Raw genomic sequence first — 24,839 nt, 5'->3', positions numbered from 1 at the left:
GAAGGGTCAGAGCATCTCGAGGTTGCTGCGCAGCTCGTACGGCGTGACTTGGGCGCGGTACTCGGCCCAGTCCTTGCGCTTGTTGAGCAGCACGAAGTTGAACACCTGCTCGCCCAGCGTCTCGGCGACGAGCTCCGACTCCTCCATCAGCGAGATGGCGCGGTCGAGGCTGGCGGGCAGAGCGCCGTAGCCGAGCGCCCGGCGCTCCGCGTCCGAGAGCGCCCAGACGTTGTCCTCGGCCTCGGCGGGGAGCTCGTAGCCCTCCTCGATGCCCTTGAGCCCGGCCGCCAGGAGCAGCGAGTACGCCAGGTAGGGGTTCGCCGCGGAGTCCAGCGCCCGGTACTCGATGCGCGAGGACTGCCCCTTGTTGGGCTTGTAGAGCGGAACGCGCACGAGGGCGGAGCGGTTGTTGTGGCCCCACGAGACGTAGCTGGGCGCCTCGTCGCCGCCCCAGAGCCGCTTGTAGGAGTTGACGAACTGGTTCGTCACGGCGGTGATCTCGGGCGCGTGCTTGAGCAGGCCCGCGATGAACTGGCGGCCGAGCTTCGAGAGCTGGTACTGGGCGCCCTGCTCGTAGAACACGTTGACGTCGCCCTCGAAGAGCGAGAGGTGCGTGTGCATGCCCGAGCCGGGGTGCCCGGAGAGCGGCTTCGGCATGAACGTCGCGTAGACGCCCTGCTCGATCGCCACCTCCTTGATCACGGTGCGGAAGGTCATGATGTTGTCGGCCGTGGTGAGCGCGTCCGCGTAGCGGAGGTCGATCTCGTTCTGGCCGGGGCCCGCCTCGTGGTGGCTGAACTCCACCGAGATGCCGAGATCCTCCAGCATGCGCACGGAGCGGCGGCGGAAGTCGTGCGCCGTGCCTCCGGGGACGTTGTCGAAGTACCCGGCGGAGTCGACCGGCTCCGGACCCTCGGCGCCGAAGGACGACGACTTGAGGAGGTAGAACTCGATCTCCGGGTGCGTGTAGAAGGTGAAGCCCCGCTCGGCCGCCTTCGCCAGCGTGCGCTTGAGAACGTTGCGGGGATCGGCGACGGCGGGCTGGCCGTCCGGCGTGGTGATGTCGCAGAACATCCGCGCCGTCGGATCGATCTCCCCGCGCCACGGGAGGATCTGGAAGGTCGACGGATCCGGGTGGGCGAGGACGTCGGCCTCGAAGGAGCGGGTGAGGCCCTCGATGGCGGAGCCGTCGAAGCCGAGCCCCTCCGCGAACGCGCCCTCGACCTCGGCCGGCGCGATCGCGACCGACTTCAGCGTGCCGACGACGTCGGTGAACCAGAGGCGAACGAATTTGATCCCTCGCTCTTCAATGGTGCGAAGAACGAAGTCCCGTTGCTTGTCCATCCAGACCCCTCCTGTTTCGACCCTCAGGCTACTGCCTCCGGCCGGAGCCCGCGGGGCGCCCGAGGCGCGCCGTAGACTGGCGCCCATGTCAGCGCAGCCCGTGAAACGCGTTCGAACCCGCCACTTCCAGAACGCGAAGGACTCCGGTGTCCGCATCACCGGGCTGACCAGCTACGACCAGCTGACGGCGAAGATCTTCGACGACGCCGGGATCGACTTCCTCCTCGTGGGCGACTCGGCCGGCAACACGGTGCTGGGCTACGACACCACTCTGCCCGTCACCGTCGACGAGCTCATCCCGCTGGCGCGGGCCGTCGCCGGGGCCGTCGATCGCGCTTTCGTCGTCGCGGACATGCCCTTCGGCTCCTACGAGTCGGGCCCCGACGACGCGCTCCACACGGCGTTCCGCTTCATGAAGGAGACGCACGCCCACGCGGTGAAGCTCGAGGGCGGAGTCCGCTCCGCCGAGCAGATCCGGCGCATCGTCGAGGCGGGCATCCCCGTGATGGCGCACATCGGCTTCACGCCGCAGAGCGAGCACGGGCTCGGCGGCCACATGGTCCAGGGACGCGGCGAGGGGATCGAGCAGCTGCTCGCCGACGCGCGCGCCGTCCAGGAGGCCGGCGCCTTCGCCGTCGTCCTCGAGATGGTGCCCGCCGACGCGGCACGTCAGGTGACGGCGGAGCTGCGCATCCCCACGATCGGAGTCGGAGCGGGACCGCACGTCGACGGACAGCTGCTCGTGTGGACGGACTTCGCCGGATTCACCACCGGCCGGATCCCCCGCTTCGTGAAGCAGTACGCAGACCTCCGCGGCGTGCTCACCGGAGCGGTCACCGCGTACCGGGACGACGTCGAGTCCGGCGCCTACCCCGGCGCGGAGCACAGCTACGAGTAGCTGGGCTCAGCGGTCCTCGGCGGCGTCCTCCTCGGCCCACTTGCGGCTGTTCTCGTGCAGCCGCTCGAGGGCGTGCTCCGCCTCCTCGCGCGAGGAGAAGGGCCCGACCCGGTCGACGGAGGGGGACACGAATCCCTGCTCCACCGTGCCGGCCTTGAGGTTGTACCACCAGGAGTTCGCGTCGCCGTCAGCCATGCCGCGATCCTACGCCGCAGCCCGCGTCGGTCCGCACCCCTCGCCCTTCGCTAGCATGGCCGCTATGACTGCTGCGGCGACCGCCATCGGGATCGACATCGGGGGAACGGGCATCAAGGGGGCCTCGGTGGACCTGGCCGCGGGCACTCTGCTCAGCGACCGGATGAAGCTCGCCACTCCCCCGGGCGGCACGCCGAAGGACATCGTCGCCACCGTCCAGCAGATCCTCGAGAAGATCCCGGACCTGCCCTCGGACACCCCGGTCGGCATCTGCTTCCCCGCCGTCGTCGTCCACGGACGCACGATGTCGGCGGCGAACGTGTCCGACGAGTGGATCGGCCTCGAGGCCGAGAAGCTGTTCGAGGACGCGATCGGCCGGAACATCTTCTTCGTCAACGACGCCGACGCGGCGGGCTACGCCGAGTCGCGCTTCGGAGCGGCGAAGGACACGAAGGGCCTGGTCATCATGACCACGCTCGGCACCGGCATCGGGACGGCGCAGATCCACGACGGGATCCTCATCCCCAACGCCGAGCTCGGCCACCTCGAGATCCACGGCGGCGACTACGAGAAGAAGGCCTCGTTCGCCGCCAAGGAGCGCGACGACCTCGACTACAAGCACTGGGCCAAGCGCCTGCAGCGCTACTACTCCCACCTCGAGGCGCTGCTCTGGCCGGACCTCTTCATCGTCGGCGGCGGCATCTCCAAGCACCACGACGAGTTCCTGCCGCTGCTCGACCTGCGCACCCCGATCATCCCGGCGGCGCTCCGGAACAACGCCGGCATCCTCGGCGCGGCCGCGCTCGCAGGGCGGGACTGAGTCTTCTCCGCGGCGGTCCCCGCCCGCCGCGGCGCGGTCGGCTGAGGGAGGTGGCGGGTGCCGGGGAGCGGGGTGCGGACGGCTACGGCGAAACGCTGGTACGCGTTCCACCGGTTCGCCTTGCGAGCGGCGCGGCGGTGCAGGGACGTGGGCGGACTGCGCAGGCTCAGTGGTCGTGTCTCAGTGATCAGCGACGACGGGGTGCGGCGCGCACGTCTGGGGCCGTGCTGGTCGAGTAGCCGAACAGCGGCTGAGGGAGACCTCTCCGCCGGACCGGCGCCTACCGGGCGCCGTTGGAGGAGCGCCTGCGTCCGCCCGTGCAGGGCGAGACGTCGGCCGCGTCGTGCTGGTCGAGGAGCCGCGGAGCGGCGTGTCGAGACCCCGGAGCCGCCGCGCCCCGCCGTCGCGCTGCCAGCGCGGACGGGAGCGCGCGGACTGCGGCGGGCGGAGACGCGAGATGCCCCGCCGGGGCGGGGCATCTCGTGGCGAAGGGGTCGGCTGATACGCCGGGTTCTGTTCACGCCGCGCCTCTCGGCGGGCGCTGGACGGCCATCTTTCTCGGAGCCACGTCGCCGTGACCCTCCAGCGGTCTACCCGAGGACCCGACGAGCAGCCGCATCGTCCTCTGTCTGACCTTGCTCCGGGCGAGGTTTACCGAGCGGACCGGATCACTCCGGCCCCTGGTGGTCTCTTACACCACCGTTTCACCCTTACCGCCGGCCGGAGCCGACGGCGGTCTGTTCTCTGTGGCACTGTCTCGCGGGTCGCCCCGGGTGGGTGTTGCCCACCGCCCTGCTCTGCGGAGCCCGGACGTTCCTCGGCACCACGGCTCTCGCCGCGGTGACGCGACCGTCTTGCCGGCCCGTTCGCCCGTCCAGTGTACGGCTCAGGCGAGGGTGGACTCCTCGCCGCGCACCAGGATGCAGCCGCTGTCGGGGCAGAGGACGACCTCGTCCGGAGCGGAGGCGCGGATCCAGGAGAGGTCCGACTCGGTGAGGGCCACGCCGCTCCCCTCCGACACCTTCCCGCGGACGAGGGCCGCACCGACCCCGTAGCGGGCGCGCTGCTTCTCGTACAGCTCGACCAGGTCCTCCGGAAGGGTCGTCACCAGATCGGCGCGGTCCCGGCCGAGCGCCTCCTGCTTGTCGCGGAGCTTCTCGGCCTGCGCGTCGCGCTCCTCGGCGAGGGTCCCGAGCGAGGCGACGACCTCGTCGCGCTCGGCCCGGGCCGCGGCGACCTCGGATTCGATGCCCTCGATCCGCTCCATCAGGGTCAGCTCGATGTCCTCGAGGTCTCCCCGGCGCTTCACGAGGGAGGTGATCTCGCTCTCGAGCGCGGCGATGTCCTTGGCCGCGGACGCGGTCTGCAGGCGGTCGCGATCGCGGGTGAGGCGCTTCTCGACCACGCTGACGTCGGACTCGATGCGCCCGAGCTCGGTGCGCACGTCCTCGAGGCGCCCGGTGCGCTCGGCGAGGGAGCGGCGGGTCTCGTTGTCGCGGGCCTGCATCGCCTGGATCCGCGCGATCTGCGGGAGCGTCGCGAGGGCGTGGCGCAGCTGCGCGCCCCTCGTGTCCAGACTCGCCAGAGTCAGGAGTTCGCGCTGGTGTGCGGGGCTGGCTTTCACGTGGCGGTCCTCGTTCCCGGCACGCAGTACGGGCGCGCCGCGTCCATTCTCCCGCGCCCGCGGCGGGTCAGTGAACGATCGCGAAATCCCACGGGTCGGTGCGGGTCTCGCTCACCTCGACGGAGACCGTGGGCAGGGCCTCCCGCAGCGCGGTCGCGGCGACGTCGAGCCACAGCCACTCGCTCGCCCAGTGCGAGACGTCGATGAGGGCGGGCCCGGTGCCGTGCAGGGCTCTCTCGCGCGCCTCGGACGCCGGGTGGTGCCGGAGGTCGGCGGTGATGAAGACGTCGCTCGTGCGGACCGCGGGGGCGTCCAGGAGCGAGTCCCCCGCTCCCCCGCAGAGCGACACGCGGCGCACGGGCGTCTCGTAGCCGCCCGCGGCCCGCACTCCCCCTGCGGTGGCCGGCAGGAGCTCGGCCACCGCTCCGGCCAGGCGTCCGAGCGTCACCTCCTCGGGCAGGTCGCCCACCCGGCCGAGCCCGACCGACGCGTCGGCGCCCGGGACGAGCGGAGTCGTGCCGGTCAGGCCGAGGCGGGTGGCGATCACGTCCGAGACCCCGTCGGCCACGATGTCGGCGTTCGTGTGGGCCGAGATCAGTGCGCAGCCGCCCCGGATGAGGTCCGCGAGCAGGCGGCCCTTGTAGCCGTCCTCGGCGATCGAGGTGACGCCGCGCAGCAGCAGCGGGTGGTGCGCGATCAGGAGCTGGTATCCGCCGTCGACGGCCTCAGCGACGGTGTCGGAGACCACGTCGACCGTGAGCAGGATCCGCTCGACCGCGGAGTCGGGGTCGCCGGTGACCAGGCCGGGCGCGTCCCAGCTCTCGGCGGCCGCCTCGGGCCAGAGGCGGTCGATGACGGCGTGGACGTCGCGCAGTGTGGGCATGCGTCCAGGGTAGGGCCGCTCAGCGCGGGGGGTCGGTCTCGACGGCGCGGATCGCGGCGTCGGCGTCGGCCGCCGCGTCGAGGTCGGCTCGCAGGTAGTCGACCGACTCGGGCAGTCGGACGGTCGTGCCGCCGTACTGCTCGATCTCGAGCAGGGCCGGTGACTCCGGAGACGGCGAGCACGTGACCGCCGATCCCGCCGGTGGTGTCGACGACGTGCGCGTGCAGGCCGGCGACACTGATCCCCTGGAACGGCTCCGGGCCGACGAAGCCCAGCAGCGTGCCCTCGACGCCGGTCAGGCGGACGCCGACGAAGACGTTCGGACGGGGCACGAGCGAGCGCACCGCGGCCAGCAGAGCGTCGAGGGAGACGAGGTCCTCGACCGGGAGGACGTGGTCGGGCTCGAACCGTGCGGCCTCCGCGAAGGCGAGGACGTTGTCGGGCGCGAGGACGGCCACGGAGCCGTCACCCCGGAAGAGCCGGTGCACGCCGTCGAGGATCACGAGCTTTCCGTCCGTGTGGTCGCCGCAGCCGAGTCCGAGATCGCCGTGCGCAACCCCCCCCCCCGGCGGGTCACGACTCCGTCGAAGAGCCCAGCGAGCAGCGCGTCCACGATCGAGAACCGGGTGACGAGACCGCGCGGCGCGGAGGAAGTCGGCACGCGGCCGGTCTGCCGGACCGGCGCGATCGGGAGCCGTCGCGGCACACGGTCGGTGGTCCGTGCTTGCCTGGGGACCATGAACGAGCACCTGCCCTGGGCCGTCGCGGCCGCCCTGCTCCTGGCCCTCCTCATCACTGTCGTCACCGGCCGCCGACGGCGTGCCGCGGCGAGAGCGGCGGCGGAACAGGCCGCGGAGGAGGCCTCGGAGGAGCACCAGCGCACGATCGCCGAGCGCGACCGGAGCCACGAGGTGGCGCTGAAGGCACTGACGCGCAGGCACGAGACTGAGCGCGACCTCGGTCGGACCGAGCTCGAGACGGCGCAGGAGGAGGCCGAGCAGACCCGGGACGCGCTCGCCAGGACCTGGAGGAGCGAGGCCGTCTCGCACACTCTGATCCGGGAGGCGTGCGCCTCGGCGGGATTGTCCGGCGTCCTCGCCACGAACGTCGTCTTCGTACCGGTCGAGGCACGCACGACGCGCCGCTTCCTCGCGCAGATCGACCATCTGCTGCTCACCCGATACGGCGCGCTCATCATCGAGGCCAAGTACTGGCAGGGGGTCGTCTTCGACGGCGTGCGGCCCGGTACCGTCCACCCCTCCTACGGCGTCCTCGTCGACGAGGACGCCCTGCCCGAGGCCTTCGCTGTTCAGATCGCACCGGGGACGGCGTCGCGGTGGACGGTGCGCACCCATGTCGAGCAGCACGTCCCCGCCCGGCAGGTCCGGATCCAGGCCGCGAGGTTGAAGGAGCACCTCGCCCTGCAGGGTCTGCCGACGCCGTGGTTCGAGACGGCCGTGCTCTACAGCCACCCCGACGTCAGGACGTACGCGCCGGGATGGCAGGGGACGGGAGCGGCGCGGACGAGGATCATGACGGGACTCGACGAGCTGACGGACGCCCTGGCCGATCTCGCACGACGCCCGGGCACCACGATCGAGGAGGACGCGTGGCGCGAGCTCTCCGGGTTCCTCGCCGGGTGCGGCGGCCATGTCGAGCCGGTCGGACCGATCCGTGCGTGACGAGCCTGGGGACCCGGCGGCCGGACTCGCACGGTCGTGCCTGGAAGGACGGGCAGGACGGGCCTGAGACGAACAGGCCTGGGCCGGACCGGCCCGAGCAGGAGAAGACCGAGCCGGTCAGGACGGCGACGGATCCTGCAGCGCCCGAAACGACGAAGGTCCGCACTCCCGGAGGAGTGCGGACCTGTTCGGTGGATCCGAGGGGATTCGAACCCCTGACCCCCTGCATGCCATGCAGGTGCGCTACCAGCTGCGCCACGGACCCTTGCGTCGTACTGTCTTGCTCTGCCTCCGCCCGGCGGAAGCAACTCGAATAAACTACAACACGAACCGCATGAAGTGAAATCGAGCGCCGACGCCGGGCGTGTTCGTCAGTTCGAGGACGTCGACGAGTCGACGGCGACCGGCTGCTCGAGGGTGAACGGCACCGTCGGGCAGTCCTTCCAGAGGCGCTCGAGCGAGTAGTACATGCGGTCCTCCTCGTGGAAGACGTGCACGACGAGGTCGCCGAAGTCGAGGAGGATCCAGCGGCCCTCCGCGCGGCCCTCGCGGCGCAGCAGCTTGGCGCCGGAGTCGTTCAGGCGGTCCTCCACCTCGTTCGCGATCGCGACCACGTTGCGCTCGGAGCGGCCGGTGGCGAGGAGGAAGATGTCGACCAGCGGAAGCGGCCCCGAGACGTCGAGGGCGACGAGGTCCTCACCGCCCTTGGAGTCGGCGGCGGTGGCCGCGAGCTGGAGCAGGGCGCGGGCGGAATCGGTCGCAGTCATGAAGCCTTCAGTGTCGGTGGTGGAGATCAGAAGATGTTGAGCACGAAGCCGCCGATGAACAGCGCGATCGCGCCGACCAGCAGGACGGCCGCGGTGATCGCGAGGACCACCGGGACGCTCACGCCGGCGCGCTTCTGGGGCGCGATCATCGAGGTGCCGGCGGCGTGCGTGGAGACGGCGCTGGACGCCCGGACCGGCTCGGACTCGCCGGCGGGCTGCTCGCGGTCGATGCGGTCGACGTAGCGGTCCACATCGGGCGAGTCGTAGAGGTTCGGGTGCTGGCCCGTGGAGCCGAGGCTGCGGGGGAGGTCGAACGAGCCGGTGACGAGGATCTCCCCCGTGTCGGTGCCGACGGTCGCGCCGGGGCCCGTGGTCGGCAGGATCAGCGCGTTGGTGGTGGTGACGGCACCGGTGGCGGCGACTCCGCTCGCGATGAGGGAGTCGAACGAGGCGTCCACCTCCTCCTTCGACTTGCTGTCGAGCTCCTCGGTGATGGCGAGGTGCTCGATCGGCGGCTCGAAGCTCCCGGTGATCTCGGTGGCCTTCTCGTCGGCGATGTCGAGGGATCCGCCCACCGACGCGAAGAGCGCGGTGTTCAGATGCGGCTGCTCGGGCTGCTCGTCGTCCGCGTTCCGCTCGTCGGAGGACGGCGTCTCGTCGTCGGAGGAGGAGCCCTCGATCCCGGCCTCGTGCACCTCGGCCGCATCGGACTCGTCGGCGTCCGTGCTCGCATCGGCGGCGGACTCGTCCGCGTCCTGCTCGGACGCCTCGAGGGCGTCCTCGCTGACGACGTCCTCGTCGCCCTCCGCCTCCTGCTCCGCAGCTTCCTCGGGCACCGGCTCCGCATCGCGCGACTCGTCGGCCGCCTCGATCACGGGGACGGCCCCGGTCGGCGGGAGCGCCGAGGCACGCTCGAGGGCGCCCTCGACGTCGTCGGAGCGCTCGTCGTCCGACCGCTCCTCGTCGGCGGGCGGCTCCGCCTCCGGGGCGGCGGCGACCTTCTCCGCCTGCTGCTGCGCCAGCAGTGCGCGCAGCTCCCGACGGGTCAGCTGGCGGCCCGTGGCGTTCTCGGTGGCGACGATCTCCATCGAGGAGGTGCGCAGGTCGGGCTCGCCCGCAGGGCTCGGCTCGACGGGGGTGATCCGCAGGGCCTGGGTGGGGGTCAGCACGGGCATGTCGCCGGCGGTGGTGGCGGTCGCGGTGGCAGCTCGGCGGGACGTCGTCGGAACGGCGGCGGTCGTGGCCGCACCGGCCTCGCGTCTCTCGCGCTCGCGGATCTCGCGCCGGGTGAGCGGCTTCTCCTCGGGCTGAACTGTCATGGCGTGCTCCGATACAGGTGGTGCTTCGAGATGTACTGGACGACACCGTCGGGAACCAGGTACCAGACCGGATGACCCCGGTTGACGCGGCTCCGACAGTCGGTCGAGGAGATCGCCAGTGCCGGAATCTCCAACAAGGATACGTCCTGGGCCGGCAATCCCGAAACGTTGAGGACGTGCCCCGGCCGGCTGACGGCGACGAAGTGGGCCAGCTCCCACAGCTCGTCGTAGTCCTTCCAGCTCAGGATCTGGGCGACGGCGTCCGCTCCGGTGATGAAGAACAGCTCGGCGTCCGGGTGCGCGGCGTGGATGTCCCGCAGGGTGTCGATCGTGTAGGTCGTCCCGATCCGGTCGACGTCCACGCGGCTCACGGTGAACTGCGGATTCGAGGCCGTCGCGATGACCGTCATCAGGTACCGGTGCTCGGCCGAGGTCACGGTCTTCTTGTGCCACGGCTGGCCGGTGGGCACGAAGACGACCTCGTCCAGGTCGAACGACTGGGCCACCTCGGAGGCGGCGACCAGGTGACCGTGGTGGATCGGATCGAAGGTGCCGCCCATCACGCCGATGCGCGGACGCCGCGGGCCTCCGCTCGCGGCGGACGTCACGATCGCTGGGCTCCCCGCCTAGTGTCCGTGACCGTGCTGGTCGTGGGAGCCGGCGCCGGTCTTGTGCGAGTGGCGGTTCGCCACGTCGCGGTAGCTCCAGGTGACGAAGCCGAGGGCCGTGAAGGCGACGGCGGCGATCAGGCCGAAGACGATCGGGGGGAACGGCAGCTCCGTGTGGGCCGCTGCTTCGGCGAGGACGGTCGTCGCGAGGGACATGCAGTGCTCCTTGGAGGTCGTGGTCGCCCCGGCGGGGCTCCGACGAGTCTACCCGGACGCCGCTCGACGCCGGATCGCCGGTCCGGGCGCTAGGCGCGGACCTGTCCCGCTCCGCGCAGCAGCCACTTCGTGCTGGTCAGCTCGGGCAGGCCCATAGGACCCCGAGCGTGCAGCTTCTGCGTCGAGATGCCGACCTCGGCGCCGAACCCGAACTCCCCGCCGTCGGTGAAGCGCGTGGAGGCGTTGACCATCACGACCGCGGAGTCGACCTCGGCGAGGAAGCGCTCGGTGCTCCGGAGGTCGTTCGTCACGATCGACTCGGTGTGGTGGGTGGAGTACCGGTCGATGTGGGCCATCGCGGCGTCGAGGTCGTCGACGACCGCGACGGCGACGTCGAGCGAGTAGTACTCGGCGGACCAGTCCTCGTCGGTGGCGGGCACCGCGTCGGGCCAGAGCGCCGTGACGCGCTCGTCGCCGTGCACGGTCACTCCCGCGGCCGCGAGCCGGCCGAGGACGGGAGGGAGCAGGCGCTCGGCCGCATCGCGGTGGACCAGGAGGGTCTCGAGGGCGTTGCAGGTGCTCGGACGCTGCACCTTGGCGTTGTGGACGATGTCCACGGCCCACTGCTCGTCGGCACTGGCGTCGAGGAAGACGTGGACGACACCGGCGCCCGTCTCGATCACGGGGACCGTCGACTCCGTCACGACCGACTCGATGAGGCCTGCACTCCCCCGCGGCACCAGGACGTCGACGTAGCCGCGCGCTCGCATGAGGGCCTTCGCGCCCTCCCGGCCGTGGTCGTCGACCGTCTGCACCAGCTCGGCGGGAAGGCCGACGGAGGCGACGGCCTCCTGCAGCAGCTCCACCAGGACGCGGTTCGTGTTCTCCGCGGCCGTGCCTCCGCGCAGGATCACGGCGTTCCCGCTCTTGAGGGCGAGCGCCGCGATGTCGATGGTGACGTTGGGCCGTGCCTCGTAGATCGCTCCGACCACGCCGAACGGGACCCGCACCTGGGTGAGGGACGCGCCGTTGGGCAGATTCGATCCCCGCACCGTCTGCCCGACCGGATCCGTGAGCCCGACGACCGCGACGACGGCGTCCGCGAGGGACCCCAGGCGCGCCGCGTCGAGGCGGAGGCGGTCCTGCAGGCCCGCGCTCATCCCGCTCTCGCGACCCCGCTGGAGATCGACCTCGTTCGCCGGGACGACCCGCTCGGCGCTCGAGCGCACCGCGTCGGCGATGGCGAGCAGAGCCCGGTTCTTGAGGTCGGTGGTCGCACTGCGGAGGGAGCGCGACGCGGCACGGGAGGCGGCGAAACGCGCGTTCAGCGCACTGCTGTCGGGGGTCGTCTGCGGCATCCGGCCAGTGTAGAGGCAGACGACCCCGGTGGCGGGAGTCAGCCCTGCTCGCCGACCTCCGTGCCGTCGTCCTCGTCGGCGACCCGCCAGACGCCGCCCTGGCGCTCGCGCTCGAGCTCCGCGCGGGCCTCCGCCTTGGCGTCCATCCGCTCGAAGTAGTCCTCGCGACGCTCGTTGCGGGTCTTGCGCCGGTTGTCCTCGAGGCGGAGGTCCGTTCCACGGGGTGCGGTGATGAGCTCGGCCGTCGAGGTGAGGGTCGGCTCCCAGTCGAAGACGACGCCGTCGCCCGGACCGATGACGACGGTGGAGCCGGCGATCGCCCCTGCCGAGAACAGGCCGTTCTCGACGCCGAGCTTCGCCAGGCGGTCGGCGAGGAAGCCGACGGCCTCGTCGTTCGTGAAGTCGGTCTGCGCGACCCAGCGCACGGGCTTGGTGCCCAGGACCCGGTAGACGTTGCCGTACGAGCCGCCCTCGACCCGGATCTCGAAGTCCTTCTCGTCCACGGCGCGCGGGCGGATGGTGATGCGCTCCACCCGCGGCACGGCGGCGAGCTCGAGGCGGTGCTTCTCGACGATCTCGGCGAGGGCGAAGGTCAGCTGGCGCAGTCCGGAGTGGCTGACCGTCGAGATCTCGAAGACGCGGTAGCCGCGGCCTTCCAGGTCGGCTCGGACGAAGTCCGCCAGCTCCTGGGCCTCGGGCACGTCGACCTTGTTCAGGGCGATCAGCTGCGGCCGCTCGATCAGAGGCACCTGCCCGTCGCCGACGGGGTACGCCGCCAGCTCTCCGAGGATGATGTCGAGGTCGGTCAGCGGGTCGCGGCCGGGCTCGAGCGTGGCGCAGTCGAGCACGTGGACGAGCGCGGTGCAGCGCTCGACGTGGCGGAGGAACTCCAGGCCCAGGCCCTTGCCCTCGCTCGCGCCCTCGATGAGACCGGGGACGTCGGCGACGGTGAACCGCGACTCCCCCGCCTGCACGACGCCGAGGTTGGGCGCGAGGGTCGTGAACGGGTAGTCCGCGATCTTCGGCTTGGCCGCCGAGATCGCGGCGACGAGGCTCGACTTGCCGGCCGAGGGGAACCCGACGAGCGCGACGTCGGCGACGGTCTTCAGCTCGAGGACGACGTCGCCCTCCCAGCCCGGCGTGCCGAGCAGCGCGAAGCCGGGCGCCTTGCGCTTCGTGGTGGCGAGCGAGGCGTTGCCGAGCCCGCCCTGGCCGCCCGGAGCGATGACGAAGCGGAGGCCCGGCTCGTCCATGTCGATCAGCTGGTCGCCGTCGGGCGACTTGACGACCGTGCCGACCGGGACGGGGAGCTCCATGAGCTCGCCGTTCCCGCCCGCGCGGTGGTCGCCCATGCCGGGACCGCCGTTCTCGGAGCTGCGGTGCGGGTGGCGGTGGTAGGCGAGCAGCGTCGTCGTCTGCGGATCGGCGACGAGGACGATGTCGCCCCCGTGCCCGCCGTTGCCGCCGTCGGGGCCGGCGAGCGGCTTGAACTTCTCGCGACGGACGGAGACGCAGCCGTTGCCGCCGTGGCCGGCACGCAGATGCAGCGTGACGTTGTCGACGAAGGTGACCATGGTGTGAATCCGTCCGTGAGTGCGTGCGGCGCCGGGATGCCGGCGCCGGGGGGCTGTGCCCCGGTAAACGCGCAAGGGGCGAGCCGAAGCCCGCCCCTTGCGTCCTGTGCCTGTACGGCCGAGGAGGTCGACCCTACTGGGCGGCCGCCACGATGTTGACGACCTTGCGGCCGCCCTTGCTGCCGAACTCGACAGCGCCCGCCGAGAGGGCGAACAGAGTGTCGTCGCCACCGCGGCCGACGTTCGCGCCGGGGTGGAAGTGCGTGCCGCGCTGGCGGACGATGATCTCGCCCGCGTTCACGACCTGGCCGCCGAAGCGCTTGACGCCGAGACGCTGCGCGTTCGAGTCGCGACCGTTGCGAGTGGAGCTCGCGCCCTTCTTGTGTGCCATTTCTCATCTCCTCGAGACCGGGGGGCCGCAGCCCCGTGCTGTTGCCCTGCAGGGCGATGGCTCGCTCCGCAGGTCAGCTCAATTCCTTTGCAGGACTACTTGATGCCAGTGACCTTGACGCGCGTGAGGTCCTGACGGTGCCCCTGGCGCTTCTTGTAACCGGTCTTGTTCTTGAACTTCTGGATGATGATCTTCGGACCGCGGAGGTCCTCGAGCACCTCGGCGGTGACGGTGACGCCCGCGAGGGTCGCCGCGTCCGAGGTGATCGACTCACCGTCGACGAGCAGCACGGCAGGAAGCTGCACGGTGCCGTTCTCGTCGGCCTTGACACGGTCCATCGTCACGATGGTGCCGACCTCGACCTTCTCCTGCCGACCGCCGGCGCGCACAACTGCGTAAACCACTTCTCGTACCTGTTTCTCGTCTGGACGGAGCGGAGGCCTCGTCCGGGGCTTGTAGGGACGGGGCTGAGCCCCGGTCTTCCGGTTCGTACCCGTCTCCTCACGACACGAGGGAACCGGCACCGCGGCCCGCGCCCCGTGAGGGGCGGAGCGACAACGGAAATCTGCGTGAGCACATGGATCGCGCCACACCAACGGTCAAGAGTACGGGATCCGCGCTCCACGGTCAAACGCACACGACCGCGAAGCCGTGTCCGCCCGACCGGCGACCCCGTCACGATAGTCGAGGAGGAGGCGCGTGGACGGACGGCGCGCCGCCTACGATCGGGGAATGGCCATCCTCGTCGACGCCGCGCGCTGGCCGGCGCACGGCCGGCTCTGGGCGCACCTCGTGAGCGACGTCTCGCTCGAGGAGCTCCACGACTTCGCGCGCCGCCTCGGCGTGCCCGAGCGCGGCTTCGACCTGGACCACTACGACGTGCCCGAGGAGCGGATCGACGAGCTGGTCGCGGCGGGCGCGGTCCCCGTCGGCGCGCGGGAGCTGGTCGAGCGGCTGAGACGGAGCGGTCTGCGCGTCCGCGGACGCGACCGGGACGCCGAGAGGGCCCGGCGCCGGCTCTCGCCGGGCACCGGGCCCTCCTGACACCTCGGTCGCGCTACTGGTCGGCGCGGCGCGGCGTCTGCTCGGGGATGACCGCCACTCCGGTGAGCGCCGCCGTCGTGACGCGGCGGCTCTTCGCGCGGCCCTGGCCGGGCTGCTTCGGGGCCGGCAGGGCGTCGAGCACGGAGTCGAGCAGGTGCTCGGCGACCTCGCTGCGGACGCGGCGCGGAGGCGTGACCGGCGCGATCGGGATGTCGAGGATCGGAGCGGCTGCGGCCGGCTCGGCCTCCTTCTCGACCGGGCTCTCGACGGGCGCCGACTCGACGGGCGCCGACTCGACGGCCTCCTGGCGCGGCTCGCGGTCGCGGCTGCGACGGCGGCGCTCGCCCCGGGCGGGACGCTCGCCGCGACGGCTCGGCTCGGACGGCTGCTCCTCGGGTGCCGTGTCGGCCTCCTCCGGCGCCTGGGCCTCGACGGTCTCGGCGGCGTCCTCGACGAGCGCGGCCGCTTCCTCCGCCGCCTGGCGCACGGCCTGGGGGTGGATGGTGCTGGCCGCGATCTGCGCGAGCGCGTTCTTCGCGTCGTCCGTGATGGCGTGGGTGCTGACCGGCTTGGCCGCCGGCGCCCCCGGCCCGTTCTGCCCGCCGTTCGAGCGGCCGGAGGCGGCGGGCTGCTGCTCGCCGCCCTTGCCCCGGCGGCGCTGCTCCTGCTGGGGAGCGGCGGTCGAGCGGTGCTTGAGCACGGGGTCGTGGTGGACGATGACGCCGCGCCCGGCGCAGATCTCGCAGTTCTCGCTGAAGGTCTCGAGCAGGCCCAGGCCCAGCTTCTTGCGGGTCATCTGCACGAGGCCGAGCGAGGTGACCTCGGCGACCTGGTGCTTGGTCCGGTCGCGGCTCAGGCACTCGACCAGGCGGCGGAGCACGAGGTCGCGGTTGGACTCGAGCACCATGTCGATGAAGTCGACGACGATGATGCCGCCGATGTCGCGCAGGCGCAGCTGGCGGACGATCTCCTCGGCCGCCTCCAGGTTGTTCTTCGTGACCGTCTCCTCGAGGTTGCCCCCCGAGCCGACGAACTTGCCGGTGTTGACATCGACCACCGTCATCGCCTCGGTGCGGTCGATCACGAGCGAGCCGCCGCTGGGCAGCCAGACCTTGCGCTCCAGCGCCTTCTCGATCTGCTCCGTGATGCGGAACTCGTCGAACGCGTCCTTCTCGCCGGTGTAGACCTCGACGCGCTCGAGCAGGTCGGGGGCGACCTGGCTGAGGTAGAGCTCGATGGTCTCCCGCGCGTCGTCGCCGGCGATGACCATCTTCTCGAAGTCCTCGTTGAAGACGTCGCGGACGATCTTGATCAGCAGGTCCGGCTCGCTGTGCAGGAGAGCGGGAGCCTGCCCGGTCGCGGCCTTCGCGCTGAGAGCCGTCCACTGCGCGGTCAGGCGCTCGACGTCGACGGTCAGCTGCTCCTCCGTGGCGCCCTCGGCCGCGGTGCGGACGATGACGCCCACGTTCTCGGGCAGCACCTCCTTGAGGATCTTCTTCAGGCGCGCGCGCTCGGTGTCCGGGAGCTTGCGCGAGATGCCGTTCATCGAGCCGTTGGGCACGTAGACGAGGTAGCGGCCGGGGAGCGAGATCTGGCTCGTGAGCCGGGCTCCCTTGTGGCCGACGGGGTCCTTCGTGACCTGGACGAGGACCCGGTCGCCGGGCTTGAGCGCGAGCTCGATCCGGCGGGGGCCGCCGGCGTTGTTCGCGGCGTCCCAGTCGACCTCGCCGGAGTAGAGCACGGCGTTGCGGCCGCGTCCGATGTCGACGAAGGCGGCCTCCATGCTCGGCAGGACGTTCTGCACGCGGCCGAGGTAGACGTTGCCGATGAGCGACGCCTCCTGCGAGCGGGCGACGTAGTGCTCGGCGAGCACGCCGTCCTCCAGCACGCCGATGCGGATGCTGTCCTCCTTCGAGCGGACGACCATGACGCGGTCGACGGCCTCCCGGCGGGCGAGGAACTCGGACTCGGTGACGACGGTCCGGCGCCGGCCGGCGTCGCGGCCGTCGCGGCGGCGCTGCTTCTTGGCCTCGAGCCGGGTGGAGCCCTTGATGCGCTGCGGCTCGGTGATGAGCTCGGGCTCGCGGGGCTCGCGCTGCTCGCGCGGCTGGCGGACCCGGACGACGGTGTTCTCGGGGTCGTCGGAGCCGGACCTCTCGCTCTCGCCGCTGCGGCGTCGCGAGCGGCGGCGGACGCTGCCCTGCTCCTCGGCCGGGCTCTCGCGCTCCTCCTGGACCCCCAGCGGCGCACCGCGGGGAGGCAGCGGAGCCAGCTCGACGTAGTCGGGCAGGATCGGCGCCTGGAACAGCAGCGACGGGCTCGGCAGCGCGGGCCGTCGCGGCTCCTCCTGCTCGGCGCCCGGAGTCTGCGGGAGGGCGTTGAAGAACACCGCGCCCGTCGACGTCGACGGCTCGGCCGCCTCGGCGGTGCTCCCGGTCTCGGGCAGCTCGGTGCCCTCGGCTCCGGTCCGGTCGGTCTCGTTGCTGTCGATGATCGTCTCCCCTGTCGCTGGCGCGCTCGACTCGGTCCGCCGGGTCGCCCGGCGGCCACCGAAGAGGCGGCTGATCTTCCTGGCCCCGCTGCGGGGCTCGTCGCGGTCCGGATCGGATCCGCTCGTACTGTTGTCTTCCACCATTCCTGGTGCACTCCTCGGCCGGGTCGTCCGCCGCGTCGTCTTCCCGGATGCTTCTCTCGTGCGAGGGGCCTCGGCCCGACGCGAATCCTTCCGCTCCCCCGGTCCCGTCGCGCTCGTGGCGCGGGACTCCGGTTGCAGCTGCACTCTCGGAACTGACTATCCGACACGCGCTCCCCCGCGGTGCGACCTGCGGTCGACTCCCGACGGAGCGGAGATCCGGCGCGTCCATTCGCGGAACGCTGTCGATCTCCTGTGGCCCGGTACTCGCCCGGTAAACCTTCTTCGCGTCGATGCGGGATCCCCCGGACCGACGGCTCCGATTATCGCACGCATTCCCAGAGGCGCCGATCCGGCCCGTGCCATAATCCCCCGGTGTCCAGCGATCCCGGGGTGCGCGACGCCCCCACCCAGCAGCGCCCCGTCCTCTTCGCCGTCCTGCTGATCGTCCTCGGCGTGATCGGCTGGACCGCCGCCTTCGCCCTCACGAACGACAAGTTCGCCGCTCTCGAGAACCCCGATGCGGGCCTCGGCTGCGACTTCAGCCTGCTGGTGCAGTGCAGTGCGAACCTGAACTCGGCGCAGGGGGCCGTCTTCGGCTTCCCGAACCCGCTCATCGGCCTCGCGGCCTGGATCGCGCCGATCGTCGTGGGGCTGGGCCTGCTCGCGGGCGCCCGCTTCGACCGCTGGTTCTGGGCGGCCTTCAACGTCGGATTCCTGCTGGCCCTCGTGTTCGTGGGCTGGCTCATCGCGACGAGCGTCTTCGCCCTCGGGACGCTCTGCCCCTGGTGCATCCTCACCTGGGCCGTCGTCATCCCGGGCTTCTGGCTGGTGACGCTCCGCAACCTCCGCGAGGGCGTGCTCCCCGTTCCCGCCGGGGTGCGCCGCTTCGCCGGCGCCGCCTACGGCTGGGTCCCGTTCATCACGCTGCTCTGCTACCTGCTGATCGCGGTGATCGCGCAGGTGAGGCTGAACGTGCTCGCCTACCTCTGACGGACGTCGTCAGAGGCAGGCGGGCGAGCGGCTCAGGCGAACCAGAGGCCGAGCTCGCGCGCGGCCGACTCCTCGGAGTCGGAGCCGTGCACGAGGTTCTGCTGGACCTTGAGGCCCCAGTCGCGGCCGAGGTCGCCGCGGATGGTGCCGGGAGCGGCCGTGGTCGGGTCGGTGGTGCCGGCGAGGGCGCGGAAGCCCTCGATCACGCGGTCGCCCGCGATGCGCAGGGCGACGATCGGGCCGCTCTCCATGAACTCGACGAGCGGCTCGTAGAAGGGCTTGCCCTCGTGCTCCGCGTAGTGGGCGGCGAGCAGCTCGCGGTCGGCCTCGACGAGCTTCACGTCGACGAGGGAGTAGCCCTTCGCCTCGATGCGGCGGAGGATCTCGCCGGTGAGGTTGCGGGCGACGCCGTCGGGCTTGACGAGGACGAGGGTCTCCTGGGTGGCCATGGTTCAGCGGTCTCCTTCGGTGGGGTCGGTGGGCTCCGCCGCCCGGCGCGTCTGAGCGTCGAGGCGGGTGCCGGTCACCATGCAGTAGGTCCACAGCGCCACGAACGCGGCGCCGATCACGTACATGATCGGGACCAGCAGGCCCGAGGCCACGATAACGAACTGGAGCACCCAGCCGATGCGGAAGCCGACCGTCCGGTTCAGCAGGCCCAGAGTGGCGACGAGTGCGAGGCAGACCACCGCTCCCCCGACCAGCACGACCACGGGGTCGGCCGCCTTCAGCCCGAAGGCCACCAGCGTGGCGAGGAAGACGATGACCGCCTCGAAGCCGAGCACGATCGAGCCGAGGCTCTCCCGCACGGACCGCGAGCGGCGCGGGCGTCCGGCCCTCACGCGCCCAGCCAGTTCTCGTCGCGGGCCGCGGTGATCGTGCGGCCGACGAGGGTGATCGAGCCGGTGACCAGCAGAGCGCCCTTGTCGGTGCGCGCCGCGAGGACGCGACCGGCCGTGAGAGCACCCAGCGGGTCGTCGGCGACGCGCACGGCCTCCTCCGGGAACACGGTGCGGGCGAGTGCGGCGAGCTCCTCGGCGGGCATCGCCCGTTCGCTCGGCGCCGTGGTCACGATCAGCTCGTCCACCACCGGGCGGAGCTCCCGGAGGATCCCCTCGGCGTCCTTCTCGGCCAGCACGCCGAGGACGGCCGTCACGCGGTCGAAGTCGAAGTAGCGGCCGAGCGCGGCGGCGAGCGACGCGGCGCCGTGCGGGTTGTGCGCCGCGTCGACGAGGGTGCGCGGGGCGAGTCCGACGAGCTGCAGGCGGCCCGGGGAGGTCGCGGCGGCGAAGCCCTCGTCGAGGACGTCGCCGGTGAGCTCCTGGGTCCCGCCTCCCAGGAAGGTCTCGACCGCGGCGACCGCCACGGCCGCGTTCTCGGCCTGGTGGTCGCCGAAGAACGGCAGCAGCAGCTGCTCGTAGGTGGTGACGAGGCCCCGGACGGTGACGACCTGGCCGCCGACGGCGACGGTCGTCGACTCGACGTCGAACTCCGCCCCCTCGACGACGATCGTCGACTCCGTGGCCTCGGCCGCGTGCCGCAGCACCGCCTCCGCCTCCGGGACCTGCCTCGCGGAGACCACCGAGGCGAGCGGCTTGACGATGCCGGACTTGGTGCGCGCGATCTCCTCGATGGTCGAGCCGAGGCGGTCGGTGTGGTCGAGGGCGATCGGCGTGAACACGGCGACCTGCGCGTCGGCGACGTTCGTCGAGTCCCACTCGCCGCCCATCCCCACCTCGACGACGGCCACATCGACCGGCGCGTCGGCGAAGGCCGCGTAGGCCAGGACGGTGATCGCCTCGAAGAAGGACAGCGGCGCCTCGCCCTGCTCGGCGAGCTCGGCGTCGGTCATCCGCAGGTACGGCTCGACGTCCTGCCAGTTGTCGGCGAGGCTCCGGTCCGAGATCGGCTCGCCGTCGATGACGATCCGCTCGTTGAAGCGCTCGAGGTGCGGACTGGTGAACAGGCCCACCCGCAGCCCGTGCGCGCGCAGCAGGCTCTCGATCATCCGGCTGGTCGAGGTCTTGCCGTTGGTGCCGGCGATCTGGATCACGGGGTAGGCGCGCTGCGGGTCGCCGAGGATCTCGACGGCGCGGCGGGTCGGAGCGAGGCGCGGGCGGATGCTCGCCTCGCCCAGGCGCTCCAGCAGCGCCGCGTAGACGGCGTCGGCGGCTGCGCGGTCGGCCTCGTCCGGCTCGAACGGATCAGACATCGGCGGCCTCGACCTTCTCGACGCGGATGATGGCGGTGCCCGCGGGGCCGACGGCGATCGCGCCCTCGCCGCCCTCGAGCGCCGTGGTGAGCGGAGTGAACGCGCAGCCGGTCGCGAGGGTCTCCTCCGCGATCCAGAGGGCGTGCGGCTCGAGCGCCTGCAGGCTCGGCTCGTCGAGCACGACCTCCAGGACGATCCGGTCGCTGACCTCGAGGCCGGCGGCCTTCCGGGCGTCCTGCACGGCGCGGATGAGGTCGCGGGCGAGCCCCTCCGCCTCGAGCTCGGGCGTGGTCGCCGTGTCGAGGAGCACGAAGCCCCCGCGCGGGAGCAGGGCGATGGCGCGGTCGTCGCCTGCTGAGCCGCCGACCTCGAGCGTGAGCTCGTACTCGCCCTCGACCAGCTCGACTCCGCCGGCGGTGACGACGCCGTCCGTCTCGCTCCAGTCGCCGGCCTTGGCGGCCCTGATCACGGTCTGCACGCCCTTGCCGAGCCGGGGTCCGGCGGCGCGCGCGTTGACCGCGAGACGGGAGGTGACGCCGTAGTCGGCGGCGCTGGAGTCGACGAGCGGCACCAGCGACACCTCCTTCACGTTCAGCTCGTCGCGGAGGATCGCCTCGAACGGCGCGAGCTCGTCGGCGTCCGCGACCACTACGGTCAGGCGCGCGAGCGGCAGGCGGACGCGGAGCCCGGCCTGCTTCCGGAGGGAGAGCGCAGTGGACGAGATGCCGCGGACCGCGTCCATCGCGTGCACGAGCGCCGGGTCGGCGGGGAACTCGTCCGCCTCCGGCCAGTCGGTGAGGTGGACGCTGCGGCCGCCGGTCAGGCCCTGCCAGATCTGCTCCGTGACGAGCGGGAGGAGCGGCGCGGCGACGCGGCACACGGTCTCGAGGACCGTGTAGAGCGTGTCGAACGCCTCGGATCCGCGGCCGTCCTCGCCGACGCCCTGCCAGAAGCGGTCGCGGGAGCGGCGCACGTACCAGTTGGTGAGCACGTCGGAGAAGTCGCGGAGCGCGGCGGCCGCGAGCGTGGAGTCCAGCGCCTCGAGGCGGCCGGTCACGGTCTCGACCAGATCGCGGGTCTTGGCCAGCAGGTAGCGGTCCAGGACGTCCTCGGAGCCGGTGCTCCTGGTCGCCTCGTAGCCGCCGCCCGCCGAGGCGTTGGCGTAGAGGGAGAAGAAGTACCAGGTGCTCCACAGCGGCAGCAGCACCTGGCGGACGCCCTCGCGGATGCCCTCCTCCGTCACGACGAGGTTGCCGCCCCGGAGGACCGGGCTCGACATCAGGAACCAGCGCATGGCGTCGGAGCCGTCGCGGTCGAAGACCTCGGCCACGTCCGGGTAGTTGCGCAGCGACTTGGACATCTTCTGACCGTCGTTGCCCAGCACGATGCCGTGGCTGACCACGTTGCGGAACGCGGGGCGGTCGAAGAGCGCGGTGGAGAGCACGTGCAGCGTGTAGAACCAGCCGCGCGTCTGCCCGATGTACTCGACGATGAAGTCCGCCGGGTTGTGGGTGTCGAACCAGTCCGCGTTCTCGAACGGGTAGTGCACCTGGGCGAAGGGCATCGATCCGGAGTCGAACCAGACGTCGAGGACGTCGCTGATCCGGCGCATCGTCGAGCGCCCGGTCGGGTCGTCGGGGTTCGGGCGGGTCAGCTCGTCGATGAACGGGCGGTGCAGGTCGTCCGGCCGCACGCCGAAGTCGCGCTCCAGCTCGTCCAGCGAGCCGTAGACGTCGATGCGCGGGAACTCCGGGTCGTCGCTCTTCCACACCGGGATCGGCGAGCCGAAGTAGCGGTTGCGGCTGATGGACCAGTCGCGCGCGCCCGAGAGCCACTTGCCGAACTGGCCGTCCTTGACGTTCTCGGGGACCCAGGTGATCTCCTGGTTGAGCTCCTCCATGCGGTCGCGGATCGCGGTGACGCGGACGAACCAGCTCGAGACCGCCTTGTAGATCAGCGGGTTGCGGCAGCGCCAGCAGTGCGGGTACGAGTGCTCGTAGCTCGCCTGGCGGAGCAGGCGGTGGCTCGCGCGCAGGAGCTGCGTGAGGGGCTTGTTCGCGTCGAAGACCTGGAGGCCGGCGACCTCGCTGATCTGCGGCAGGAAGCGGCCGCCGTCGTCGACTGAGATGATGACGGGGATGCCCGCCGCCTCGCAGACCTTCTGGTCGTCCTCGCCGTAGGCGGGCGCCTGGTGCACGATGCCGGTGCCCTCGCTGGTGGTGACGTAGTCGGCGACGAGGATGCGCCACGCGTTCTGCGTGCCCCACGCCTCGGTGTCCGCGTAGTGGTCCCAGAGGCGGTCGTAGCTGATCCCCTCGAGCTCCGAGCCGCGGTGGGTGCGCGAGACGGCGGCCAGGGCCGACTCCGCGTCCGGGTAGCCGAGGTCCTTCGCGTAGGCGCCGACCTGGTCGACGGCGAGCAGGTACTCGGCCGAGAGCTCGCGCTCCTCGGGCTCGCCCTTGCCGTCGGCCGCGCCGTTCGGACCGGCGGGGACGACCGCGTACTCGATGTCCGGCCCGACGGCGAGCGCGAGGTTCGTCGGCAGCGTCCACGGCGTCGTCGTCCACGCGAGAGCGCGGACCGCCGTCAGCTGCAGCGCCTCCGCCGTCTCGCCGACCAGCGGGAAGGTGACGGTGACCGTCTGGTCCTGGCGCATCTTGTAGACGTCGTCGTCCATCCGCAGCTCGTGGTTCGAGAGCGGGGTCTGGTCGCGCCAGCAGTAGGGCAGCACGCGGTGGCCCTCGTAGGCGAGACCCTTGTCGTAGAGCTGCTTGAACGCCCAGATCACGGACTCCATAAAGGTGGGGTCGAGCGTCTTGTAGTCGTCATCGAAGTCGACCCAGCGCGCCTGGCGGGTGACGTAGTCCTGCCACTCCCCGGTGTAGCGCAGCACCGACTCCTTCGCGGCGGCGTTGAAGGCGGCGACGCCCATCTCCTCGATCTGGGACTTGTCGGTGATGCCGAGCTGCCGCTCCGCCTCGAGCTCGGCGGGCAGGCCGTGGGTGTCCCAGCCGAAGCGGCGGTGCACCTGGCGTCCGCGCATCGTCTCGAAGCGGGGGAAGACGTCCTTGGCGTAGCCGGTGAGGAGGTGCCCGTAGTGCGGCAGGCCGTTGGCGAACGGCGGGCCGTCGTAGAAGACCCACTCCGGCGCTCCCTCGCGCTGCCGGATCGACTCCTGGAAGGTGTCGTCCGCCTTCCAGTACGCGAGCACGCGCTCCTCGATCTCGGGGAAGCGCGGCGACGGGGTCACGCCCCGGCCGAACGCGGAGCCCTCGGCGGGCTCGGCTCCGTGCGGGGTGGGCGGGGTCAGGGGGTAGGTCACGTGCGGTCTCCTGGCAGTGCTGCTGGTCTGCACGAGGACGGCCCGCCCGGATCTCAGACCCCGGGCCGGGTCGCGGTACCACCTCGCTTGGACCGGTCGGCCGGTCGCTCCCGGAGGAGTGCCAGCTGACGCGTTCCCACTCGATCGGCTGTCACGGGCCGCACCCGTCCGGGTCTACTGGGCGCAGGCCGGAGCCGGCGCCGTTCTTCCGGAGACTCACCGGTGATGGCCGGGTCGAAGTCGTCCGGCGCTATCCTAGCGCGTCGGAGGAAGCGGAGCAGGAGCGGGTCATGGTGCGAGGAGTGCAGCGCGGACGGCCCCGCGCGTCGTCGCGCTCCATGTTGGAGGACGCCGCTCTGGACCTCTTCGTCGAGCAGAGCTACGCGGGCACGACGATCGAGCAGATCGCCCAGCGCGCGGGCGTCTCGCGCAACACCTTCTTCAACTACTTCGAGTCCAAGAGCGACGTCTTCTGGGTGATGGTCGACGATCGGCTGGCCGAGCTCCCGGAGGCGCTGGCCGAGACGGCGGCCGGGGCGCCGGTGATGGACGCGCTCGGCGACGCGCTGCTCGCGATCGGCTCCGGCTTCGGACCCGCGACGGTGCCGTGGGTGCTCACCCAGTCCGAGATGATCGGCAGCGTCCACGAGCTGCAGGCGTCGGCCCTCGGCCGCCTCGCCCGGCAGGCGGCCGTGATCGCCCGCTTCGTGGAGGAGCGGAGCGCGCGCCCGCTGCCCTCGCACCTCTCGCGCGCCATCGCCTACGCGAGCGTCGGAGCCGCGGTGGCGGCCGTGCAGGCCTGGGCCGCGGCGGGCCCCACCCGCGGCGAGCTCGTGCCCTACCTCGACGAGGCGCTCGCGCCCGTCCGCGCCGGCTTCGCCCCCGTCGTCGACTGACCCGGCTCCCGCCGCTCCAGTAGAATCGTCGCGGCCGGCGGGCGACTCGCCCCGGAGCCCC

The 24,839-nt window shown here is 71.7% G+C and carries 24 protein-coding genes, 1 tRNA gene, 1 other RNA gene and 1 pseudogene; 6 read left to right on the top strand and 21 right to left on the bottom strand.

The annotated features are described in order from the left end of the window. Positions 1–6: 6 nt before the first annotated feature. On the bottom strand, positions 7–1,344 hold the full coding sequence (locus C5D44_RS00815; protein WP_068253236.1) for a glutamine synthetase family protein: 1,338 nt from the start codon (positions 1,342–1,344) through the stop codon (positions 7–9). 85 nt (positions 1,345–1,429) lie between these two features. Here C5D44_RS00815 and panB point away from each other — a divergent pair, with 85 nt between their 5' ends. Next, positions 1,430–2,242, top strand: coding sequence for a 3-methyl-2-oxobutanoate hydroxymethyltransferase (gene panB, locus C5D44_RS00810; RefSeq protein WP_104276071.1), 813 nt, complete (start codon positions 1,430–1,432; stop codon positions 2,240–2,242). A 6-nt stretch (positions 2,243–2,248) separates the two neighbouring features. Here the strand turns inward: panB and C5D44_RS00805 are convergent, their stop codons facing one another. Then, a complete protein-coding gene (locus C5D44_RS00805) occupies positions 2,249–2,437 on the bottom strand; it encodes an SPOR domain-containing protein (protein WP_104223671.1) in 189 nt (62 codons plus the stop codon). 64 nt (positions 2,438–2,501) lie between these two features. Here C5D44_RS00805 and ppgK point away from each other — a divergent pair, with 64 nt between their 5' ends. Next, entirely contained in the window at positions 2,502–3,257 is a 756-nt protein-coding gene (gene ppgK, locus C5D44_RS00800) for a polyphosphate--glucose phosphotransferase (protein ID WP_104276070.1), read from the top strand. 486 nt (positions 3,258–3,743) lie between these two features. Here the strand turns inward: ppgK and rnpB are convergent. The 5 genes and pseudogenes from rnpB to C5D44_RS18695 all read right to left on the bottom strand — a co-directional run. Beyond that, an RNA gene (gene rnpB / locus C5D44_RS00795) (RNase P RNA component class A) lies at positions 3,744–4,122 on the bottom strand. A gap of 21 nt (positions 4,123–4,143) precedes the next feature. Beyond that, positions 4,144–4,881: a zinc ribbon domain-containing protein gene (locus C5D44_RS00790; RefSeq protein WP_104280560.1), complete on the bottom strand. Its 738-nt coding sequence runs from the start codon at positions 4,879–4,881 to the stop codon at positions 4,144–4,146. 67 nt (positions 4,882–4,948) lie between these two features. Further along, positions 4,949–5,764 (bottom strand): Nif3-like dinuclear metal center hexameric protein, encoded by an 816-nt coding sequence (locus tag C5D44_RS00785; RefSeq protein ID WP_104280559.1) that lies wholly within the window; start codon positions 5,762–5,764, stop codon positions 4,949–4,951. A 19-nt stretch (positions 5,765–5,783) separates the two neighbouring features. Next, on the bottom strand, positions 5,784–6,002 hold the full coding sequence (locus C5D44_RS00780) for a hypothetical protein (protein WP_104276067.1): 219 nt from the start codon (positions 6,000–6,002) through the stop codon (positions 5,784–5,786). After that, positions 5,992–6,267, bottom strand: a pseudogene (locus C5D44_RS18695) (acetolactate decarboxylase); the annotation flags it as partial. The pseudogene C5D44_RS18695 and the gene C5D44_RS00780, both read right to left, overlap by 11 nt. A gap of 234 nt (positions 6,268–6,501) precedes the next feature. Here C5D44_RS18695 and C5D44_RS17535 point away from each other — a divergent pair. After that, complete coding sequence (locus C5D44_RS17535; protein WP_104304130.1) at positions 6,502–7,446, top strand: nuclease-related domain-containing protein; 945 nt, start codon at positions 6,502–6,504, stop codon at positions 7,444–7,446. 192 nt (positions 7,447–7,638) lie between these two features. Here the strand turns inward: C5D44_RS17535 and C5D44_RS00770 are convergent. The 9 genes from C5D44_RS00770 to rplU form a co-directional block, all read right to left on the bottom strand. After that, positions 7,639–7,711, bottom strand: a tRNA-Ala gene (locus C5D44_RS00770). A gap of 106 nt (positions 7,712–7,817) precedes the next feature. Further along, entirely contained in the window at positions 7,818–8,213 is a 396-nt protein-coding gene (rsfS, locus tag C5D44_RS00765) for a ribosome silencing factor (protein ID WP_104223676.1), read from the bottom strand. Between the two features lie 26 nt (positions 8,214–8,239). Then, complete coding sequence (locus C5D44_RS00760; RefSeq protein ID WP_104280557.1) at positions 8,240–9,532, bottom strand: hypothetical protein; 1,293 nt, start codon at positions 9,530–9,532, stop codon at positions 8,240–8,242. Further along, a complete protein-coding gene (gene nadD / locus C5D44_RS00755; protein WP_104276063.1) occupies positions 9,529–10,140 on the bottom strand; it encodes a nicotinate-nucleotide adenylyltransferase in 612 nt (203 codons plus the stop codon). The genes C5D44_RS00760 and nadD overlap by 4 nt, the downstream gene beginning before the upstream one ends. A gap of 18 nt (positions 10,141–10,158) precedes the next feature. Beyond that, complete coding sequence (locus C5D44_RS00750) at positions 10,159–10,356, bottom strand: hypothetical protein (RefSeq protein ID WP_104223679.1); 198 nt, start codon at positions 10,354–10,356, stop codon at positions 10,159–10,161. A gap of 89 nt (positions 10,357–10,445) precedes the next feature. Next, positions 10,446–11,714 (bottom strand): glutamate-5-semialdehyde dehydrogenase, encoded by a 1,269-nt coding sequence (locus C5D44_RS00745; protein WP_104280556.1) that lies wholly within the window; start codon positions 11,712–11,714, stop codon positions 10,446–10,448. 38 nt (positions 11,715–11,752) lie between these two features. Further along, the gene (gene obgE, locus C5D44_RS00740) at positions 11,753–13,288 is read right to left on the bottom strand and encodes a GTPase ObgE (protein ID WP_104276061.1); all 1,536 of its coding nucleotides are present in this window, start codon (positions 13,286–13,288) and stop codon (positions 11,753–11,755) included. A gap of 133 nt (positions 13,289–13,421) precedes the next feature. Beyond that, the gene (rpmA, locus tag C5D44_RS00735; RefSeq protein ID WP_068209107.1) at positions 13,422–13,679 is read right to left on the bottom strand and encodes a 50S ribosomal protein L27; all 258 of its coding nucleotides are present in this window, start codon (positions 13,677–13,679) and stop codon (positions 13,422–13,424) included. A 95-nt stretch (positions 13,680–13,774) separates the two neighbouring features. Beyond that, the gene (rplU, locus tag C5D44_RS00730; protein WP_104223682.1) at positions 13,775–14,083 is read right to left on the bottom strand and encodes a 50S ribosomal protein L21; all 309 of its coding nucleotides are present in this window, start codon (positions 14,081–14,083) and stop codon (positions 13,775–13,777) included. Positions 14,084–14,411: 328 nt separating this feature from the next. Here rplU and C5D44_RS00725 point away from each other — a divergent pair, with 328 nt between their 5' ends. Next, positions 14,412–14,723, top strand: coding sequence for a DUF4031 domain-containing protein (locus C5D44_RS00725; RefSeq protein ID WP_104226718.1), 312 nt, complete (start codon positions 14,412–14,414; stop codon positions 14,721–14,723). A gap of 13 nt (positions 14,724–14,736) precedes the next feature. Here the strand turns inward: C5D44_RS00725 and C5D44_RS00720 are convergent, their stop codons facing one another. Beyond that, positions 14,737–17,358 carry an Rne/Rng family ribonuclease gene (locus C5D44_RS00720; protein ID WP_104280555.1) on the bottom strand — a complete coding sequence of 874 codons (2,622 nt, stop codon included), beginning with the start codon at positions 17,356–17,358 and terminating at the stop codon, positions 14,737–14,739. Between the two features lie 372 nt (positions 17,359–17,730). On the opposite strand from C5D44_RS00720, the gene C5D44_RS00715 reads away from it, so the two are divergent. Beyond that, positions 17,731–18,348, top strand: a complete 618-nt coding sequence (locus tag C5D44_RS00715) for a vitamin K epoxide reductase family protein (RefSeq protein ID WP_258065005.1) — start codon at positions 17,731–17,733, stop codon at positions 18,346–18,348. Between the two features lie 32 nt (positions 18,349–18,380). Here the strand turns inward: C5D44_RS00715 and ndk are convergent, their stop codons facing one another. The 4 genes from ndk to ileS are packed head-to-tail and all read right to left on the bottom strand — an operon-like array spanning position 18,381 to position 23,882. Next, positions 18,381–18,797, bottom strand: coding sequence for a nucleoside-diphosphate kinase (gene ndk, locus C5D44_RS00710; RefSeq protein ID WP_104223686.1), 417 nt, complete (start codon positions 18,795–18,797; stop codon positions 18,381–18,383). A gap of 3 nt (positions 18,798–18,800) precedes the next feature. Then, on the bottom strand, positions 18,801–19,190 hold the full coding sequence (locus C5D44_RS00705) for a DUF4233 domain-containing protein (RefSeq protein WP_258065004.1): 390 nt from the start codon (positions 19,188–19,190) through the stop codon (positions 18,801–18,803). After that, a complete protein-coding gene (locus C5D44_RS00700) occupies positions 19,187–20,560 on the bottom strand; it encodes a folylpolyglutamate synthase/dihydrofolate synthase family protein (RefSeq protein WP_104276058.1) in 1,374 nt (457 codons plus the stop codon). The genes C5D44_RS00705 and C5D44_RS00700 overlap by 4 nt, the downstream gene beginning before the upstream one ends. After that, positions 20,553–23,882, bottom strand: a complete 3,330-nt coding sequence (gene ileS, locus C5D44_RS00695; RefSeq protein WP_374954060.1) for an isoleucine--tRNA ligase — start codon at positions 23,880–23,882, stop codon at positions 20,553–20,555. Before ileS ends, C5D44_RS00700 begins: the two co-directional genes overlap by 8 nt. A 338-nt stretch (positions 23,883–24,220) precedes the next feature. Between ileS and C5D44_RS00690 the strand changes: the two genes are divergently transcribed. Beyond that, the gene (locus tag C5D44_RS00690; RefSeq protein WP_258067834.1) at positions 24,221–24,778 is read left to right on the top strand and encodes a TetR/AcrR family transcriptional regulator; all 558 of its coding nucleotides are present in this window, start codon (positions 24,221–24,223) and stop codon (positions 24,776–24,778) included. The last annotated feature ends 61 nt before the right edge of the window (positions 24,779–24,839 follow it).

It is taken from the genome of Rathayibacter sp. AY1B5, assembly GCF_002932795.1.
Taxonomy (GTDB): domain Bacteria; phylum Actinomycetota; class Actinomycetes; order Actinomycetales; family Microbacteriaceae; genus Rathayibacter.
Note: the sequence above shows the minus strand (reverse complement) of the source record. Positions and strands in the feature narration are given on the sequence as shown.

Coding starts and splice junctions, on each gene's coding strand:
- C5D44_RS00815 (WP_068253236.1), bottom strand. CDS start 1,344: ATGGACAAGCAACGGGACTTCGTTCTTCGCACCATTGAAGAGCGAGGG.
- panB (WP_104276071.1), top strand. CDS start 1,430: ATGTCAGCGCAGCCCGTGAAACGCGTTCGAACCCGCCACTTCCAGAAC.
- C5D44_RS00805 (WP_104223671.1), bottom strand. CDS start 2,437: ATGGCTGACGGCGACGCGAACTCCTGGTGGTACAACCTCAAGGCCGGC.
- ppgK (WP_104276070.1), top strand. CDS start 2,502: ATGACTGCTGCGGCGACCGCCATCGGGATCGACATCGGGGGAACGGGC.
- C5D44_RS00785 (WP_104280559.1), bottom strand. CDS start 5,764: ATGCCCACACTGCGCGACGTCCACGCCGTCATCGACCGCCTCTGGCCC.
- C5D44_RS17535 (WP_104304130.1), top strand. CDS start 6,502: ATGAACGAGCACCTGCCCTGGGCCGTCGCGGCCGCCCTGCTCCTGGCC.
- rsfS (WP_104223676.1), bottom strand. CDS start 8,213: ATGACTGCGACCGATTCCGCCCGCGCCCTGCTCCAGCTCGCGGCCACC.
- C5D44_RS00760 (WP_104280557.1), bottom strand. CDS start 9,532: ATGACAGTTCAGCCCGAGGAGAAGCCGCTCACCCGGCGCGAGATCCGC.
- C5D44_RS00750 (WP_104223679.1), bottom strand. CDS start 10,356: ATGTCCCTCGCGACGACCGTCCTCGCCGAAGCAGCGGCCCACACGGAG.
- C5D44_RS00745 (WP_104280556.1), bottom strand. CDS start 11,714: ATGCCGCAGACGACCCCCGACAGCAGTGCGCTGAACGCGCGTTTCGCC.
- obgE (WP_104276061.1), bottom strand. CDS start 13,288: ATGGTCACCTTCGTCGACAACGTCACGCTGCATCTGCGTGCCGGCCAC.
- rpmA (WP_068209107.1), bottom strand. CDS start 13,679: ATGGCACACAAGAAGGGCGCGAGCTCCACTCGCAACGGTCGCGACTCG.
- C5D44_RS00725 (WP_104226718.1), top strand. CDS start 14,412: ATGGCCATCCTCGTCGACGCCGCGCGCTGGCCGGCGCACGGCCGGCTC.
- C5D44_RS00720 (WP_104280555.1), bottom strand. CDS start 17,358: ATGGTGGAAGACAACAGTACGAGCGGATCCGATCCGGACCGCGACGAG.
- ndk (WP_104223686.1), bottom strand. CDS start 18,797: ATGGCCACCCAGGAGACCCTCGTCCTCGTCAAGCCCGACGGCGTCGCC.
- C5D44_RS00700 (WP_104276058.1), bottom strand. CDS start 20,560: ATGTCTGATCCGTTCGAGCCGGACGAGGCCGACCGCGCAGCCGCCGAC.
- C5D44_RS00690 (WP_258067834.1), top strand. CDS start 24,221: ATGTTGGAGGACGCCGCTCTGGACCTCTTCGTCGAGCAGAGCTACGCG.